The sequence below is a fragment of the Paenibacillus sp. Z6-24 genome, from assembly GCF_054161335.1.
Window position 1 is genome coordinate 113,251 of sequence record NZ_CP096398.1, and the last position, 17,336, is coordinate 130,586.

Annotated in this window: 13 protein-coding genes and 1 pseudogene; 5 read left to right on the forward strand and 9 right to left on the reverse strand. The window is 51.2% G+C overall.

The window, feature by feature from the left end:
• The first annotated feature begins 10 nt into the window (after nucleotides 1–10).
• Nucleotides 11–1,522, forward strand: a complete 1,512-nt coding sequence (locus M1D61_RS00520; RefSeq protein ID WP_458120687.1) for an efflux RND transporter periplasmic adaptor subunit — start codon at nucleotides 11–13, stop codon at nucleotides 1,520–1,522.
• 242 nt (nucleotides 1,523–1,764) lie between these two features.
• On the forward strand, nucleotides 1,765–5,199 hold the full coding sequence (locus M1D61_RS00525; RefSeq protein WP_458120688.1) for an S-layer homology domain-containing protein: 3,435 nt from the start codon (nucleotides 1,765–1,767) through the stop codon (nucleotides 5,197–5,199).
• Nucleotides 5,200–5,318: 119 nt separating this feature from the next.
• Here M1D61_RS00525 and mtnK read toward each other — a convergent pair whose 3' ends face one another.
• The 4 genes from mtnK to M1D61_RS00545 all read right to left on the reverse strand — a co-directional run bounded on the left by mtnK (nucleotide 5,319) and on the right by M1D61_RS00545 (nucleotide 10,439).
• Nucleotides 5,319–6,530 carry an S-methyl-5-thioribose kinase gene (mtnK, locus tag M1D61_RS00530; RefSeq protein WP_458120689.1) on the reverse strand — a complete coding sequence of 404 codons (1,212 nt, stop codon included), beginning with the start codon at nucleotides 6,528–6,530 and terminating at the stop codon, nucleotides 5,319–5,321.
• 128 nt (nucleotides 6,531–6,658) lie between these two features.
• Nucleotides 6,659–7,645 carry an ABC transporter permease gene (locus M1D61_RS00535; protein ID WP_458120690.1) on the reverse strand — a complete coding sequence of 329 codons (987 nt, stop codon included), beginning with the start codon at nucleotides 7,643–7,645 and terminating at the stop codon, nucleotides 6,659–6,661.
• Nucleotides 7,642–9,171: a sugar ABC transporter ATP-binding protein gene (locus tag M1D61_RS00540; RefSeq protein WP_458120691.1), complete on the reverse strand. Its 1,530-nt coding sequence runs from the start codon at nucleotides 9,169–9,171 to the stop codon at nucleotides 7,642–7,644. Before M1D61_RS00540 ends, M1D61_RS00535 begins: the two co-directional genes overlap by 4 nt.
• Before the next feature lie 167 nt (nucleotides 9,172–9,338).
• Entirely contained in the window at nucleotides 9,339–10,439 is a 1,101-nt protein-coding gene (locus M1D61_RS00545) for a sugar ABC transporter substrate-binding protein (RefSeq protein WP_458120692.1), read from the reverse strand.
• A gap of 347 nt (nucleotides 10,440–10,786) precedes the next feature.
• Here M1D61_RS00545 and M1D61_RS00550 point away from each other — a divergent pair, with 347 nt between their 5' ends.
• Entirely contained in the window at nucleotides 10,787–11,143 is a 357-nt protein-coding gene (locus M1D61_RS00550) for a hypothetical protein (protein ID WP_458120693.1), read from the forward strand.
• A gap of 197 nt (nucleotides 11,144–11,340) precedes the next feature.
• Here M1D61_RS00550 and M1D61_RS00555 read toward each other — a convergent pair whose 3' ends face one another.
• Entirely contained in the window at nucleotides 11,341–12,228 is an 888-nt protein-coding gene (locus M1D61_RS00555) for an alpha/beta hydrolase (RefSeq protein WP_458120694.1), read from the reverse strand.
• A gap of 444 nt (nucleotides 12,229–12,672) precedes the next feature.
• Between M1D61_RS00555 and M1D61_RS00560 the strand changes: the two are divergent.
• Nucleotides 12,673–12,912, forward strand: a pseudogene (locus tag M1D61_RS00560) (glycerate kinase); the annotation flags it as partial.
• On the opposite strand, the gene M1D61_RS00565 reads toward M1D61_RS00560, so the two are convergent.
• The 4 genes from M1D61_RS00565 to M1D61_RS00580 all read right to left on the reverse strand — a co-directional run bounded on the left by M1D61_RS00565 (nucleotide 12,912) and on the right by M1D61_RS00580 (nucleotide 16,493).
• Nucleotides 12,912–13,541 carry a LysE family translocator gene (locus tag M1D61_RS00565; RefSeq protein ID WP_458120695.1) on the reverse strand — a complete coding sequence of 210 codons (630 nt, stop codon included), beginning with the start codon at nucleotides 13,539–13,541 and terminating at the stop codon, nucleotides 12,912–12,914. The pseudogene M1D61_RS00560 and the gene M1D61_RS00565 sit on opposite strands and share 1 nt — an antisense overlap.
• Before the next feature lie 212 nt (nucleotides 13,542–13,753).
• Nucleotides 13,754–14,173 (reverse strand): LysM peptidoglycan-binding domain-containing protein, encoded by a 420-nt coding sequence (locus tag M1D61_RS00570; protein WP_458120696.1) that lies wholly within the window; start codon nucleotides 14,171–14,173, stop codon nucleotides 13,754–13,756.
• 323 nt (nucleotides 14,174–14,496) lie between these two features.
• On the reverse strand, nucleotides 14,497–15,327 hold the full coding sequence (locus M1D61_RS00575; protein ID WP_458120697.1) for a class I SAM-dependent methyltransferase: 831 nt from the start codon (nucleotides 15,325–15,327) through the stop codon (nucleotides 14,497–14,499).
• A gap of 251 nt (nucleotides 15,328–15,578) precedes the next feature.
• Nucleotides 15,579–16,493: a phosphatidate cytidylyltransferase gene (locus M1D61_RS00580; RefSeq protein WP_458120698.1), complete on the reverse strand. Its 915-nt coding sequence runs from the start codon at nucleotides 16,491–16,493 to the stop codon at nucleotides 15,579–15,581.
• Nucleotides 16,494–16,590: 97 nt separating this feature from the next.
• On the opposite strand from M1D61_RS00580, the gene M1D61_RS00585 reads away from it, so the two are divergent.
• The gene (locus tag M1D61_RS00585; RefSeq protein ID WP_458120699.1) at nucleotides 16,591–17,142 is read left to right on the forward strand and encodes a hypothetical protein; all 552 of its coding nucleotides are present in this window, start codon (nucleotides 16,591–16,593) and stop codon (nucleotides 17,140–17,142) included.
• The last annotated feature ends 194 nt before the right edge of the window (nucleotides 17,143–17,336 follow it).

Genomic DNA, 17,336 nt, shown 5'->3' on the forward strand with positions numbered 1-17,336 from the left:
GAAGCGAGCAATGAAAAGAGGAAAATGGGAAGTTACGGCCGCAGCGCTTGTCCTGAGCACGACCCTGCTGGCAGGATGTTCGACAGGCAACGAAGCGGCACAGGCTATGAATGTTACCGTTAAGGTGAGCCAGGCCCAGAAGGGAATGCTCGGTCAGGGTAATATCTATACGGGTACCGTACATCCTTCGGCTACCGTAAATATTATGCCCAAAATCGCCGGCAAGGTGGACAATGTGACTGTAGACGTGGGTGCACAGGTCAAGCCGGGTCAGGTACTGTTCCGACTGGATGACGACGATCTGCGCAACAAACTGAAGATTGCCCAGTCGGATGCCAAGGCAGCACAGGCAGGCGTCAAGACGGCGGAGACTTCCCGCGAGACCGGTGTAGTCTCCGCTTCATCGGGTCTGGTCAGCTCCAAGAACGGAATCATCTCATCCAAGAGCGCCATCACCCAGGCGCAGAGTGGCATTAATCAGGCCCAGGCGGCAGTCAATCAGGCCAATACAGCCGTGAAGCAGGCGCAGACAGCCATTTCTACAGCCGGTAATACGATCAAGCAGACCCAGGAAGCACTGGCTACTGCCAAGTCTGCGCTGACACGTACCCAATCGCTGGCGGATAACGGACTGGCGACGCAGGCACAGCTGGAACAGGCTCAGGCAGCCGTCGTCAGCGCCCAGACCGCGTACGACAATGCGGTCAATGCACGTGCCAATGCACAGGAGCAGCTGGAAGCCGCCCGTAATTCACAGGTGACGGCCCAGAAAGGACTGGCTACCGCACAGTCCGCTTATAAAAATGCGAACAGCAGCTATACCAATGCGAGCGAAGGATACAATAATGCCCAGCGTCAGCTGGAGGTGTCCCAGAGTACAGCCGGTGTCGAAGCAAGCCGACAAAAGGTGGAACAGGCACAGGTGAATATCGATATCGCCCGCGATGCGCTGGATAATGCGGTCGTCAAATCACCTATTAACGGTATTGTCGTTACCAAAAATGTGGAAGCCGGCGAAATGGTGTCTTCGGCCGCTCCGTCACTGGTCATCGCTAATCTGGATCAAGTGAACATTCTGATCTATGTCCCTGCAGAAGAGATCAACGGTATTCAGGCCGGTGACCGGGTACAGGTGAATGTGTCTTCGTCCGGTATCGTGGCGAATGGCAAAGTGAAAAACATCAATCCGATGGATGACAGCGGTAATGGTTATCCGGTAGAGGTGGCGGTCAGCAACCCGGATGGCACGCTTAAGACCGGCATGCTGGCAGATGTGAGCTTTGTTGGTGATGATGCCAAAGAAGGAATCATTATTCCGACCAAGGCGATTCAGCAGGATGGCAAGCAGTCTTACGTCTATGCAGTGGTCAAAGGCAAGGCTGTACGCAAACCGGTAACGGTAGGCATTACGGCCGGTTCCCAGACGCTGATCACCAAGGGCCTATACGCAGGCGATCAGGTGGTCTCCAATAATGTAGCGCTGCTGGATGAGAATACAACCGTCCAGATCGCCAGTAATTAGTAAGCTCCATATCATTCAAGACTCCAAATCCTTATTTTCGGATTTGGAGTCTTTTTTTGCTTGATGATATTGGCAATAAACCGATAGCCGAACAGCTGGATAGAAAAAATAAAAATATACGCAAATTGGCTATTTTGGTTGTTTGTTTGGATTCATCTTGTTTTAAATATACATTATAAACATTTTTTTCTATTATAGGTAAACACATAGGAGGTTAGAGTCTATTGTCGAGTGCCCGGGTTTTGAGAAAATCGATGTTGCTGTTGTTATCTTTTCTTCTGGTAGTTACTTTGCCTACTGGCTGGTTTGGCGGAGCATCCACTGCTTCGGCAGCAACCGATGGTAATTATGCATGGACACAAAAGTTTCCGGCAACCGTACCTTCTGGACGGACAGCTCCACTAATGGCGTATGATCCAACTACAGGCAATGTTCTGATGTTTGGTGGTTACGTAGGTGGAAGTGTCAATCAGCTCAATGACACATGGATGTGGAATGGTACGAACTGGCAGCAGTTGTCTCCTGCCACCGTACCGGGTCGCCGGAGCGGCGGCGGTATGGCATATGATCCGATCTCCCAGCGCATCATTATGTTCGGAGGAGACAGCCCGACCGGAGTCATCGGAGATACCTGGGCATGGACCGGCAGCAACTGGCAGCAGTTAAATCCAGCGCATACGCCGACTCCGCGGGGAACGCCTTATATGGCGACTGATCAGACCCGCAATAATATCGTTCTGTTTGGTGGTTATACCCCTGATGGACAATCCAGCGAGACATGGATCTGGACCGGCAGCGATTGGGCACTTCAGTCACCAGCGACAAGTCCTACCGCCCGTAACTTTGGGCAGATGACCTATGATCCGGTCAGCGGTAATCTGCTGATGTTCGGCGGGAATTCCGAAGAAGGTTTCCTTAATGATACGTGGACATGGGATGGCACAACATGGACACAGCAAAATGCAGCCACAAGCCCGCCTGTACGGATGGCTTACGGACTTGCCTATGATGGAGCCAATGTTATTCTGTTTGGCGGTGAAATTCCGGGTTCCGGTCAGATGATCGGAGATACCTGGTTCTGGACCGGCAGCGGCTGGACCCAGCGCAATCTGACAACTACAGCGCGCGGGCATATCGGCATGCTCTATGACCCTGCACATGATCAGGTATTGTCCTTTGGCGGATTTGGGTCGACAGGTACAATTATCAATCAGACATGGACCCTGCAGGCAGCGCCGCTCGTAGTCACTGGCGCATCTGCCCTGGTTACTTCCAATTCCGCACAGTTGTCGGGTGAAGTACAGGCAGAGGGCAAAACTTCTGTAGTCGAGAAAGGGATTGCCGTTACGAATACGGCTACCAATACGGTGACACGATATGCCAGCACGGAGACGGGTATAGGAGCATTTACTGTACTGGCAGGCACTCTGACGCCGTCTACCAATTACACCTACCGGGCTTATGCAGTAGATGCGTATGGCACAACCTATGCATCCGGAACAGAGAGCTTCACGACCAAGGAGACTCCGCCTCTGGTTCTGGACAGTAATGCATATAATTTGAAACTGGGTACTACCCATCAGACGGTAGTGCAGGCTGTCTATGAGGAGACCGGTGAGCTGTATACCGTCACGAGCGGTGTAACATTCAGTTCGGCCAATCCGAGTATCGCTTCGGTCAATGCAACAGGTCTGGTAACCGGTGTGGCCGAGGGAAATACGGTTATTACAGCCGTATACAAGGGATCGAGTGCCCAGGCTGCGGTCAACGTGACGTATACGGCGCCGGTCATTACGAATCTGTCCACCGACCGTACAGAGTATACATTAAAGCAGGGAAGCACACAGCAGACAGTAATCCAGGCTGTATATGATGACGGAACCGTCAAGACGGTTACGGAAGATGCGACTTATACATCGTCTGACCCGACTGTAGCTTCCGCCAACAATAATGGCGTCATTACCGCAGTAAAAGCAGGAACAGCGACTATTACTGTAGAGTATGGGGGCAAGACGATTGATATCAGTGTGACGGTCACCACCGATCCGGTAGTGACGGAACTGACTGCAGAGCGTACAGAATACGCGATTACCGAGAGAAATACCCAGCAGACCGTTATTCAGGCGGTCTATGATGATGGCACTGTCAAGACCATTACCGAGGGGCTGACTTATACTTCGTCCAACCCGGGTGTGGCTACTGTAGATGCTAACGGTCTGATTACCGCGGTTAATGCAGGTACTGCAGTGATTACAGCCGAATATCAAGGTCTGTCCGTTCGTATTAACGTTACCGTCACTTCCCGTGATGATGACGATGACGACGATGATAACAACAACTCCGGCGGAGGTGGAGGCGGTGGATCAGGTACCACTCCGGGCACGAATGGAGGAACCACACCGACTACGCCTGGATCGGGCACCGATACAGGAACCACGCTGGCTGACCCGGTAACAAATGCAACGATCGCTACCGTGATTCGCGAGCAGGAGAACGGAACACAGGTTACCCGTATCCGGGTAAACAGCAGCCAGGCGATTCAGTCGCTGGACAATTCGGATCGCAACCGCCTGGTAATTCCGGCTCCGGCAGATGGAAGCACTATACGTACAGAGCTGGATGGAACGATCGCCAAGTGGCTGGATGATCGCAACGGTGCGATTGAACTGCAGTCTGCACGAGGTCGGTATATTCTACCGGCCAGACAGCTTGGTGTGACTACCATTGCCTCCCGGAACAATGCAGCTTCCGATTTGCAGAATCTGCAGTATATCATCACGATTGCACCGACAGGAACGGCACAGTCCGAGGGACTGCAAAATGCAGCGACCACACGCAATGTGACATTGGTCAGCTCCACGGCTACCAATTTTGGCGTGGCAGCAAGTTATGGTGGAGAGCAAATAACGGTACCGAATTTCGAACAATACGGACAGCGCCTGATTCCGCTGCCGGAAGGATATGACCTGTCCCGGATTACCACCGGAATCATCTATAACGAAGACCAGTCTTCCTTTATGCATGTACCGACCCGCGTGACCCAGATTGGAGATCAGTACTACGCGCAGATCAACAGTCTCGTCAGCACCGGAACGTACGCATTGGTGGAAAACGAGAAGAGCTTTGCCGATGTAGCCAATCACTGGGGACGGACAGCGATCGAAGATATGGCTTCCCGGATGGTTGTCGAGGGTGTCAATCAGACGGCATTTGAACCTAACCGCAATATTACCCGTGCGGAATTCGCAGCTGTCGCTGTACGCGCCTTTGGACTTGTCGATCAGCAGGGTACAGGCCGCTCCTTCAGCGATGTGGCTGGAGGCAGCTGGTATCAGTCGTATGTAGGTGCCGCTGCGCAATATGGACTGCTCAACGGTTATGCGGACGGCACATTTAAGCCTGACCGCAATATCAGCCGTGAAGAAGCGATTGCCATTCTGGTACGTGCGGTCAAGCTGGCCAATATTGATACGAGCACAGCAAGCAGCACTTCACTCCAATCGACATACCGTGATGCCAACCAGGTATCCGCCTGGGCAGCAGATGCAGTCCGGTTCGCCGCTCAACAGGGCATCGTACAGGGCAATGCAGGTATGCTGAATACGGATTCGCCGGTGAATCGTGCAGAGACTGCCGCACTGGTAGATCGCATTTTGACATTTGCCAAATTAATCTGAGTAATATGAATTGGAATAAGCAAAGTAAAAAACAGTGTAAATGAGTTCAATCGAAAATGCCCGAGTTCCGTTATGGACCCGGGCATTTCTCTGGTCATTCCTGTATAAAAGAGAGCATTCTATTTGTGCGTAATTGGTTCATTTCTGTCTGCCTGCCTCAGTGCCTGTACGATTTGTTCCGCCCGTTCATACCGGCTGCGGTTCACGATCAGGTCGCGTGCCAGCAGGGCAGCGCTGGACTTGATATGCAGACGCTGCATATCGTCGCTAATATTCTCGATATCCCGGGCATGAGCGAGTCCGATCACCCGGCGCATCATCTCGCTGCCTGCATAGCCGACCGCATCCCGGAAAATGTGCAGCAGCTGATCTTCCAGATAACCGGCTGCCCCGGCCAGCGGCTCCTGATTATCTGCCTGCCAGAGTGCAGTGAATTCGGCTGCGAATACCTCCCATACCGCAGTGACATGATGCAGCAGCGTCTCCCGACCGTCTTCGCTGCGGGCCAGTGCCGACAGCAGCGTATTGGCGATGAACAATCCGACATCATAGCCCATCGGTCCGTAAAAGGCGAATTCCGGATCGATTACCCGGGTCTCCTGCTCACTGGCAAAGATACTGCCGGTATGCAGATCGCCATGCAGCAGTGCTTCAGCCGCTGTCATAAAATGGCGCTTGAGCCGGGCGCCTTCGCGCAGCAGCTGTTCATCCTGCCACAGCTGCTCGGCCAGGTGCCGTAGGCTGTCTTCGACTGCATTGCTCTCATGATCCTGCAGTGGATAGGTGAAGACGAAGTTCTCGGTAATTTTGCACAGCTCGGGATTGTGAAATTGCAGTGCCAGCTCCCGCCGCGCATCCGCACCGAGACCATAATCTGAAGTGCCGTACAGCGTGCGGGCCATATACTGGCCGATATGAGTCGACAGCAGCGGATAGACCGCGCCCTCGGCCAGACCGGTGCGCACAATGGTCAGATGGGACAGATCTTCCATAATCGTAATCGCATAATCATTATCCGTGTAATACACTTCCGGCACGTATTCCGGTGCATAGCGGGCAAAGACCCGCAGCGCTTCGCTCTCCATGCGGGCGCGCTCCAGCGTCAGCGGCCAGCCTTCGCCGATAATACGCACATAGGGCAGCGCCTGCTTGATAATAATGCCTTTGCCTGCCGCAGGTTCGGTCACATGGAACACCAGATTCAGATTGCCGTCACCGATTTCGCGGCAGACCAGATCGGCTTCCGTATCGAACAGCTTCAGCCGCCGGGCGAGCTGGATCGCCGTCTCTTCGGTCAATGGTTCATAGATGGAATCAGCAGTTGCAGTCATGGTCATTTGCCTCCTTGCAGATCAGAATGGATGGAGATATATATTTTGGCTGCGGACTGTATCAGGGATGCGCGCATGAATCGGCATACAAGGGATAGGTAGAGCACCTGCACTGTTGATTCTGCGCGTTATACCTTTTGCCGCTTGCGATGGATAAAGGTAACGGCCAGAGCCAGTACCAGCACAGCGCCCTTGATAATATCCGTCGTATAATATTCCACATGCAGCATGGTCATGCCGTTCACCAGCACCCCCATCAATACAGCCCCGAAAAAGGTCCCGATAATGTTCGGACGTCCCGCTCCGAAGACGGAGTAACCGACAAACACAGCAGCGAGCGCATCCATCTGCATGGACGACCCCGCATCAATCTGGCCGGAGCCGACGCGGGCAGCGAACAGGATGCCGCCGATCGCGGCGAAGATACCGGAAGCGACATAGGCGAGCGTGCGGATGCGATTGACCCGCAGTCCGGACAGGCGTGCCGCTTCTTCATTGCTGCCGGTCATGATCATCTGGCGTCCGCCGCGCGTATATTTGAAAAATAAATGCATAGCGACAATGGCCACCAGCATCAGAATCACCGGAAACGGAATGCCGAGCAGCCGCCCCTGACCGATCCAGAGAAAGGAATCCAGCATCACGCCGGGCGCCTTGGTGCCGTCCTGGAACTGCATGTTGTTGTAAATGGAGTAGCCCTTGGTATAGGTGCGGTGAATCCCGCTGACAATGTACATGACTGCCAGCGTCGCCAGCAGATCGGGAATACGAATCTTGACGATCAGCAGCGAGTTGAGCAATCCGACGAGTGCCCCGATCATAATCGGCACGATCAGCACGAGAATGAGCGGCATCTCATACCAGACCATCATCGCCGCGACGACAACGGTCGTGAGCGAGACGGTCGAGCCGGCAGACAGATCAAATCCGTCCACCGTCAGCGAGATCGTAATGCCGATCGCAACAAAGGTAACAATCGAGATTGAACGCAAAATATCGGTAATATTGTTATAGGTAAAAAAGTGCTGGTTGTATACGGAGAAGAAGAGCAGCACCAGACCGATAAAGATCAGGGCTCCATAACGATATGAGAATTGGGCGATCCGATGTTTCATACAAGTTCCTCCCGGCCTGCGCTGGCGTGATATAACAGATCCTGCTGTGAAGCTTCGCCATAGGCGAAAGAGCGGGTGATCCGGCCGTCACACATCACGAGGATGCGATCCGCCAGACCGAGCGCTTCATCAAATTCGCAGGTCAGATACAATATTCCTTTGCCCTGCTGGGCCAGATTGCCGATCACTTTAAAAATGTCGCGTTTGGCGCCGATATCGACGCCTTTGGTCGGTTCGTCGAGAATGAACAGATCGGCGTCGGTCTCCATCCACTTGCCGATAGCGACTTTCTGCTGGTTGCCGCCGCTCAGATATCCGGTCAGCTGCTGCCCGGATGACGTCTTGATGCCAAGTGAAGAGATCAATCCTTCACCATGTCTGCGTTCAGCTCTTCCGGAAATGATGCCCAGCGACGTAATTGATTGCAGCAGCGGCAGACTCAGGTTGTGCAGCACGGATTCCTTGACCAGAATGCCTTCCTTGCGGCGTTCTTCCGGGACGAGCACGATACCGGAACGGATCGCCTGATGCGGATTGCGCGCACGTACCGGACGTCCATTCAGTTCAACCGTGCCGCGCTCCGGCTGCTCTGCACCGAACAGCAGCTTGGACAGCTCGGTCTTGCCGGCGCCGACCAGACCGACAACAGCCACAATTTCGCCGCGGCATACGTCCAGGCTTACATCCTGCACATGCCGTCCGGCGGCCAGCTGGCGTACGGTCAGCAGCGGTTCGCCAATCTCGGTGAATACTTTGGGATATTCCTCTTCAAAGGCACGTCCCAGCATGTTATGTACAACTTCCCCCGGGTTGGTGTCCTCTACCGATACCGTGCTGACCCGGCGTCCGTCACGCATGACGGTAATGCGGTCGCATACCCGGAAAATCTCCGGCAGCCGATGCGAGATGAAAATAACACCGATGCCCTGGGATTTGAGTCCCTGCATAATTCCAAACAGCCGCTCTGCTTCTTCCATGCTGAGCGGGGCGGTCGGTTCGTCGAGGATGACGAAGCGCGCTTTCTCCGCCATCACGCGGGCAATCAGCACGAGCTGCTTTTCCGCGAGTGACAGCTCACTGACCTGACGGCGGACAGAAATGGCAAAGCCGAGCGTGTTCAGTATGTCTTCCGCTTCCCGGTACAGGGATTTCCAGTTCAGAATCGGGCTGCCCTTGGAAGTGATCAGCTGGTGCAGCAGTATATTCTCGGCGACAGACAGCTGGGGAATCAGAGACGTATCGACTTCCTGGTAGACGCACTGGATACCGGCCTGCTTGGCGGCTGCCGGAGAGTTCAGCTGTACCGGCTGACCGTCAATGGTGATGCTGCCCCGGTCGGCGGTGTAGGCGCCGGACAATATTTTCATCAATGTGCTTTTGCCGGCGCCGTTGGCACCGAGCAGTGCGTGGATCTCGCCGCTGTGCAGGCTGAAGTCTACTTCCTGCAGGGCCGGGACACCGGCGAATGATTTGTAGATTTCCTTCATATGCAGATGGCCGCCAGCGGAAGCTGTGGGAGTCGTCATATGGATGCTCCTTTCTGTGGCTGCGATCAGAATAACCGGCAGCAGTGTAATCGAATTGCCCAGGAGGGTATAGCAGTATCCACCAGTATGCAGAAGCACACTGGTGGATACTGGGTTACGCCTGAACAATCGTGAACATTCAGCAGGTCAGACGGGATAGAGCAATTTTATTTGCCTGCGGCGATCGCTTTTTCCAGGGCTTTGAGTTCGTCGGTATTGCCCTGGTCGCTGTCTCCCCAGCCTTTAACGTACTCACCGAGATCGGCGGTCGTTACTTTTTTGTCTTTTGGCAGATCATCGCGGTGAACATAGACCGGCTCCAGTTCTACCCGCTCGTCGGATGGGTTACCTGCAAATTTCTGATACAGATACCGTACCTGCACGCGGCCGATGGTCGTCGGGTCCACAGCTGCGGAGGCTACCCATGGGCTGGTCGGGTCCTGAATCATGCTGAGATCTTCATCGCTGAGATCGATGCCGTATACTTTGATATCATCGCGTCCGGCCTGCTTAATCGCATTGGAAGCCCCTTTGGCAAATTCATCCCAGGACGCCCAGACAGCCGCGATATCGCCTTTGTTCGGGTACTGCTTGAGGATCGCTTCCATCTGGGTCTGTGCATCCAGCTGGGCATTATCCGCTGTACCAAAAGCGGCAATTTCCTTGATATCCGGATATTTGCCCTGGAAGGCCTTGTAGGAGATCTGACGGGATTCCATCGGCGGGAAGCCGGCGACCCAGATTTTGACGATATTGCCTTTGCCACCAGCGTCCTTGGCGAGCTGCTCAAGTGTCAGTTCAGCCATCTGCTGGTCATTTTGTACGAGACTGGTCACGCCCCGAATGCCATCCAGTGCCGAGTCAAAAGCGACCACCGGGATGTTCGCCTGCACGGCCTTTTGTACACCGGCTGTCAGTGCTCCGGCATCGCCGTGGTCGATCAGGATACCATCGAATTGTCCCTGGTTCACGGCTGCCTCAAGTGAGGAAGCCATTTTGCTGAGATCATTGTCGGCAGAGATGACAGTGACATTGCCGCCGTATTTGGCGACCTGGCTTTTGACCCCGTCGATGTACTGGGCGGAGAAAGTTCCATTGTTCAGACGCATAATCAGAGCGATATTTTTACCGGCCAATGGCTGGTCAGATGCGGCACCGGCGCTTCCGGATGCGTTGTTATCTGCTGAATTGTTACCACATGCGCTTAGTACCAGCGTGAACACAAGCAGAATGGAGAGTAAGCCTACGGACCATACACGTCTTTTCATTTTCTTTTCCCCCTGTACATGATTGCTTTAATGCTTTAAACGGCTTTATAATATTAAAATTTAATATAGAAGCTAAAACCAAGTATGTCAATTGGTTTTGTTAAAATAAAGCAAAGGAATCGACAAATTATACTTTAAAGACCTCATTATATGTATATTAATGGAATAAATGTATGGATGAGTTGGATGCTGGCGGCAGGTTTATATACAATGTAGGGAGATTATGAATCCTCATAACGTACAATCCAGAATAGTATAACGACGCGATATACAAAAGGATAGAAAGAGCACTAAAGTAGCATGATATGCACTCAGAACGTAAACTACCGGGCAAGGAGAAGGTACATATGAAGAAAATTACGATTGTAAAAGCAGTAGTCATGGGTTCTACACCCCGGTCTTATCAGTATGACAAAGGAGGAATTTTCCGAAAATCGCTATCGCGAACTCTGGAGGAGAATCTTAGCAAAGAGATTCGTGCCCATCAGCTGGACTATGTGGTGGAGATCGATCAGGATTACCTGTTTCTGGAGGAACTGCTGGAGCAGGGGACGGATTTTATACTGATTTCCCCTTATGTGAGTACATTTATCAATTTCAATGGCATCCCGAAGGACAGATTCTACATTATGACGCCGGAAGAGTTCGACCAGGGACAGACTTCGCATATTATGGAGATTCTGCAGCAGCGCCTGCCCGTATAATAGGGGCGGGTTTTTGTTTGTAAATCCGCATTAATTCATACTTTATCTAAAAAGGAGCCTGGATGGTGCAAGTGGATACAGGTATGCTAACATGCAGCAGTTTATACCAAAAAAGGATGCAGCCCGGTCTTCCTCATAAGGAAAAGGTCTGCATCCTGATCTCAATAATCTTCATAAATAGGACGTGAATTTAAAAGCTACGCCAAAATTTGCTTTAACTCGTCAGCCATCAGCTGCCATGCCTCTTCGGCGTTGGCATAGGTGCCGTTATGAGTGAATCCGTGGGCTTCGCCGGGATAATCGCGATGAGTGACCGGCACGCCTGCTTCCTGGAGCATGGAAGCGTATTTCACGGCTTCGGCTGCCAGCGAATCCTGGCCTGCCGTAATGACAAGGGCAGACGGCAGAGCGGCGAGCTCGGAGAAAGAGGCGAATACAGGCGAAGCCAGCGGATTACGGGCATCCTCCATATTCTCCAAATACATCTCATTGAACATCCGGGCCATATCTACCGGAATCGCTTCTTCAAAAGCCGGCTTGGCCGCCGGATCGGTATCCAGGTCAAGCGGCGGATAGTCGAGAATCTGATAGGCGATAGGCAGTTCGCTGCCTTTTTGCACATTGAGCAGGCATACGGCGGCAGACAGATTGCCTCCAGCGCTGTGTCCGCCGATTGCCAGTCTGGAGCCGTCTCCGCCCCACTCGGACGCATGCTGATGAACCCACTGGACCACTTCGTAACACTGGTAGACGGCAGACGGGAATTTGTGCTCCGGCGCCAGTACATACTCGACATTGAGCACAATGCAGCCGGAACGGTCAGCGACATAGGCGCACCATGGATCATCCATCTCCGGCGCGCCGAGTACAAATCCGCCGCCGTGTAAATTAATAAACACCGGCGCAGCTTCGTCTGCATTTAGTGGAATATACATATGAGTACGCGCTTCCCCGTAGGATGTGGGAATACGGATATCCTTGCGCTGGGCAGCCGGTATACCGGGCGGTGTCAATGTACCACCATCGACCTGGGTAGACTGCTGCTCACGAATCTGACGGATCATTTCCAATTGCTGCTCTTTCATCGGTATCACTCCATTTCAGGTTAGATGACATTAATAATTGGTTACCTTCGAAAAGTCCGGTATAGCGCATGCTGATCTATCGTATATAGCAAAACATTCGAACCTGAAGGCATCCTCCACATATTCACATTTATTGCATTATATTGTCGCTTCACGTTCGTACAGCCTGTTTGCTGCAGGTCAATTGGATATTGGCCTGTACATTTAAATATAGGCCTGTTCAGACTGTAATTCAAATAGGGCATCTAATCGTTGTTCATCTGCACACTCCATTTCGTCCTGCTCAAAATGAGGAATTCGGCATCTGGGACCTCTTCCTCTCTTGCTCCAATCTTTGGTATTCTGATGGCAGCGGCTGCCGCTTTTAGATCGATCGGTGTGGTTCCGGCGACAGTTGTGCATGGTTTCTTGCTGTAATCTATTATTTCCAAACGGGGTGGAGAGATGAGAGAGAAGACATTTGTACTGGCACCGGATTCATTCAAAGAAAGCATGACTGCCAAGGAAGTTTGCATAGCGATAGAAAAAGGGCTGCGCAGCGTCTACCCGTCGGCCCGGTATATTCATGTACCGATGGCGGATGGCGGAGAAGGCACGGTGCAGTCGCTGGTCGATGCTTCCGGCGGACACATTCACCAGCTGGAAGTGACCGGTCCGCTCGGTCCGCCGGTGATTGCAGTCTACTAGCGGCTGCTAAATGCGACCTTGAGCCCGATCAGTGCAAATATACTGCCTTGAATCACATTGATCCTGCGCGAAATTCGCGGATGGCGCATCAGCCAGCCGCGTAACCGATCGGCACATACGCTAACAATGCTGAACAGAATCAATGCCTGGATCAGGAAAATAAAGCCCAGTACCAGCATCTGCAGGGTGATATAGCCTGCTTCCTGATTAACAAACGGCGGCAGTAGAGCAAGAAAGAACAGTGATACTTTGGGATTCAGCGAACTCATCACAATTCCGCGCCGGTACAGGGTTCCAAACTGAAGAGCTGGTGTCTGTCCATTGTCGACCAGCAATTCTTCATCCCGCGCCCGGAACGATTTCCAGGCGAGATAAAGCAAATAGGCAGCCCCGGCATATTTGACGATGTTAAACGCCAGCGTGGATTGGTAAATGATTGCCGATACGCCCAGTGTAGCGGCAGTAATATGTACGAGCAGACCGGTGCACAGACCGAATGTGGTGGCAATACCTGCCCTTTTTCCCTGGGCAATACTCTGGGCCAGCACAAACATGTTATCCGGTCCCGGCATTAGCGTCAGCAGAATGGCTGCACCGAGAAAAGAAACAACAGACAGCATATCCATGTGAATCAGCTCCTTTGATTCCATGCCTGTCAGGATCGAGCCGACATGGAAAATGTATTTAGTGTATTCTAGCAAAAATTTACCGGCGACCGGAATACATTTCATCATATTGATTCGGTATACGCAAAAAGCAGCCTGCTCCGCAATAAACGGTTCAGACTGCTTCTATACAAAAGCGTAATATACAATTGGCTCTGGCAGGAGCTTATTTATTATTTCTGTGGAACAGTCAGCTGGTAACCGGCAGGCAGCAGGTTGTTGGCAGCAACCAGCTCGTCTACGGTTACACCGTATTGAGCAGCGATTTCAGTCAGGCTGGCACCCTGTGGAACAACAACGAGAATATCCTGTTTGGCAGCAGTGTCTGTTGAAGGAACGGCATTATTTTCCGGCTGGTTAGCAGTAACTTCTTCGGGAGTACCGAACAGAGCGTTGAACTGTTCTGCCTGTGCAGCGAGGAAAGCAGCGTTGTTGGCACGATCTTCCGCACGTTTTTTATTTTTCTCATGGCTGGATTGATTGTCGGATGCTGCAAAGGCATGACTGCCTCCGATTGGAGCAACGACAGCAACAGCTCCCAGACTGGCGGCTAAAGCAGTGGACAACATTACTTTTTGAATAGTGTTTTTCATGATAACAATCTCCTCTTTTTAATTATTTTTTGTAACTAATTGATATTTAGTTAGTTTATACATTTATAATATTACTAAATTAAGATAATTACAAGTCTATTTAAAAAGTTTTTTCAAATCTTTTTATCAATACGGCTAAGTAGACGCTCTGGCGATCTTGATTCTGCTCATGGGAGACAGCCAGAAGCAGATCATTTCATGATATGGCGCTTCAATCATTTATTCAGGAAGCAGCCATATTACAGCAGTATCCCGGGCATGCCAAAAGGGCCGCTCCAGCGTACGGAGTGGCCCTGCAGCGTACTTATTGCAGAATCGAAGCGTCAGTATTTAGAAGCTTGCTTGGCAAACAGAACCGGCTGAGGTGACGGATTGCTTCTCACTTTGCTGTACCGGTCAAACAAGGGAGAGATATAGTCGTTCTGATTGTGGTTGCCGAAAGGCTTATAACGGGCAGCAACCATAGTATCGGTCAGGGCATAGGGGGTAAAGTGCAGAACCATCATTCCTTGAGGCTTAAGCACCTGATCCAGCTCCATAATTTGCTGCTCGAACCGTTCAAAAGGATAAAACTTTTTAAGATCGGTCATGCCTTTGGAGGCTACGGCATTCGGACTTCGCTGCAGGACAGCCATACAAAAAATGGCATCATATTTGCCATGATTCCGGATTTTCCGCGAGCTGGAATACACAAATTTGATTTTGTCATCCACGGGCAGCTTGCGGCACAGGTTCAGACTATGCTTATTAATCTCGGCACCCACAATATGGGCTTCGGGAAAATATTGCCGTAGGGTCAATACTTCTTCGCCGGTAGAGCAGCCATAGGACAGAATACGAATATCCGGTTTGCCCTTAAAATAATCCTGGCATGCTGCAAAAAGATGCGGATATCGATCCATCGCCGTGAGCGAGGAGAACTGGTGAATCTGACGGGGATGGAGTATTTTGGCCATAAAGACTCCTCTGGCTTTTCTGTCAAGGCATATGCGTCTTGCTTTTTTTACGGTATTCCAGCTTATGTATAGTCCTGCTGCGCCGAGCTTTACCAATGGATTGCCGGAAGACAGATGTTTATGATGCCTCTGCTTGGCCCACTCAAACATCGAAGTATGCAGGCGTTTGGCAGTATCCGGTTTGTGGCTGAATTTCATCTTTATTCCCCCTATGCTGGATTGGTTGATGCTGTTCTGCTCCAAGATATGGAATATAACTAATGTCGGTTATTCCTTTCCTTAAAATTTGAATTAATTTCATGTAACAGCGTATTTGGAAGATTAACTATAGTATGTACGTTTTATTAGGGAATTTATTCAATAAAAAGTACTTTATGTAAAAAAATATAAACAAAATAGCCCTTATTCATGGAATAAGGGCGCACTACTATTTTAATGCCATATCTGGTTTACATAAAATCATATACATAACGAATCACATGGAAAAATACCGGTGCCGTATAGGTCAGACTGTCGACCCGGCTGAGATAGCTTTCCTTGAGCGCTTCCGCCCGGTCGCTGTCACCGATCAGCAGGTCTCTTTTCAATACGGATATCGTCAGACTGCCAAAGAATCCGGCCAGACTGACAAGCATCCCGATGATCAGGGCGAACTTCGGATCAAATGGCGTCAGGTACGGATGAGTCAGATAGGAGACCGCTGTCGTCACGATAAAGGCGCAGATGAATCCTTCCCAGGTAATATGCGGGTTGGAAGTCGGTACAATTTTCCTTTTGCCGATATACATGGAAGCAAGGTAGTGAATCACATCATTCAGCTGGGTCAGCACGACGAGGAACAGGACCAGTCCGCCGCCATACTCCGGTGTGGCAAACGGGAAATACGCCAGATGACTAAGCCCAAACACCATCAGCATCAGCCCCCACTGGGTCGAACTGACACTGCGCAGGAAGCCGCCCGTCCCTTTGTTGATCAGCCTCGGCAGCGGCAGCAGCAGGAACACATAAATGGGGATGAAGACGATAAACATCCCGTACCAGCCGATATAGATCCAGTAAAATTGCAGCGGAATCGCCAGGTATGCCCACAGAAACAGCCGGCGATCCGCTTTGCGTGTACGAATCATGGAGAAGTATTCCTTAAGGGCAAAAAAGGCCAGTACCATCAGGGATAGCAGCGAGACGATCGGATTGAACAATGTCGCCAGGCAAAAAATAAAGAACATGCCCCACCAGGTTTTGATTCGGGTACCAATTACCTTGTAATCCCTCTCCGGCTGGAGCTTGCTGACGATCAAATAGACGATCTGTAGAATGAATAGAGCTGCAAAAATCAGAATTAACGTAAATAACGAACCGCTCACAACCGATCACCAACCTGTTTTAAATTCGAATCCTAATACAGGAATCCTATGTTATTATGAAGGAATAATTCCAACTTGATAAGGGGACATTTTGACCATGACCGACGAACAGTCCGTCTTTATCCTGCTGACCAATACCGGCACACTGTTCACCCGGGTGATTCAGACGTATACCAAGGCACCGTATAATCATGCATCCATTTCCTTTGACCGGAATCTGCATGAGCTGTACAGTTTTGGCCGCAAGCATCCGAACAATCCGCTGAACGGTGGATTCGTGCGGGAAGATATCCAGACCGGCACCTACAGCAAATATCCCAATACGACCTGCGTTATTTATGAACTGCGCGTCTCCAGCCGTGAGGTGGAGAAGATGAAGCGGGTGCTGCATATCTTTGTTCGCAGCCAGCAGAAGTTCCTGTACAATCTGCTCGGCGTGATCGGGGTAGCGATCAAGGAACCGGTGGAATTCAGCAACTCCTATTTCTGTTCCCAGTTTGTCGCCGAGATTTTGCAGCGGTCGGGAATCCGCCTGTGGAACAAACTGCCTGCACTCGTAACGCCGGATGATTTGCGGCGAAGCGAGCGTCTGCAGCTGGTATATGAAGGCAAGCTGAGTGAATACCGTCCAGAGATGGAAAGTGTATAGATAATGTTGTCTATACTGTGTTAGCATCAGATATATAATAAAAGCAGAGAGCCGAATTTTCCCGTGGGAAAGCTGGCTCTTTTCATTTGAGCTGCGTGAATATCCAGTAATTACAAAATAATACGGAATAATCCGTTTAAATCGGCTGTCAGGGGTTAATACTAACCTAGCAGGAACATTACAACATTAAAAGA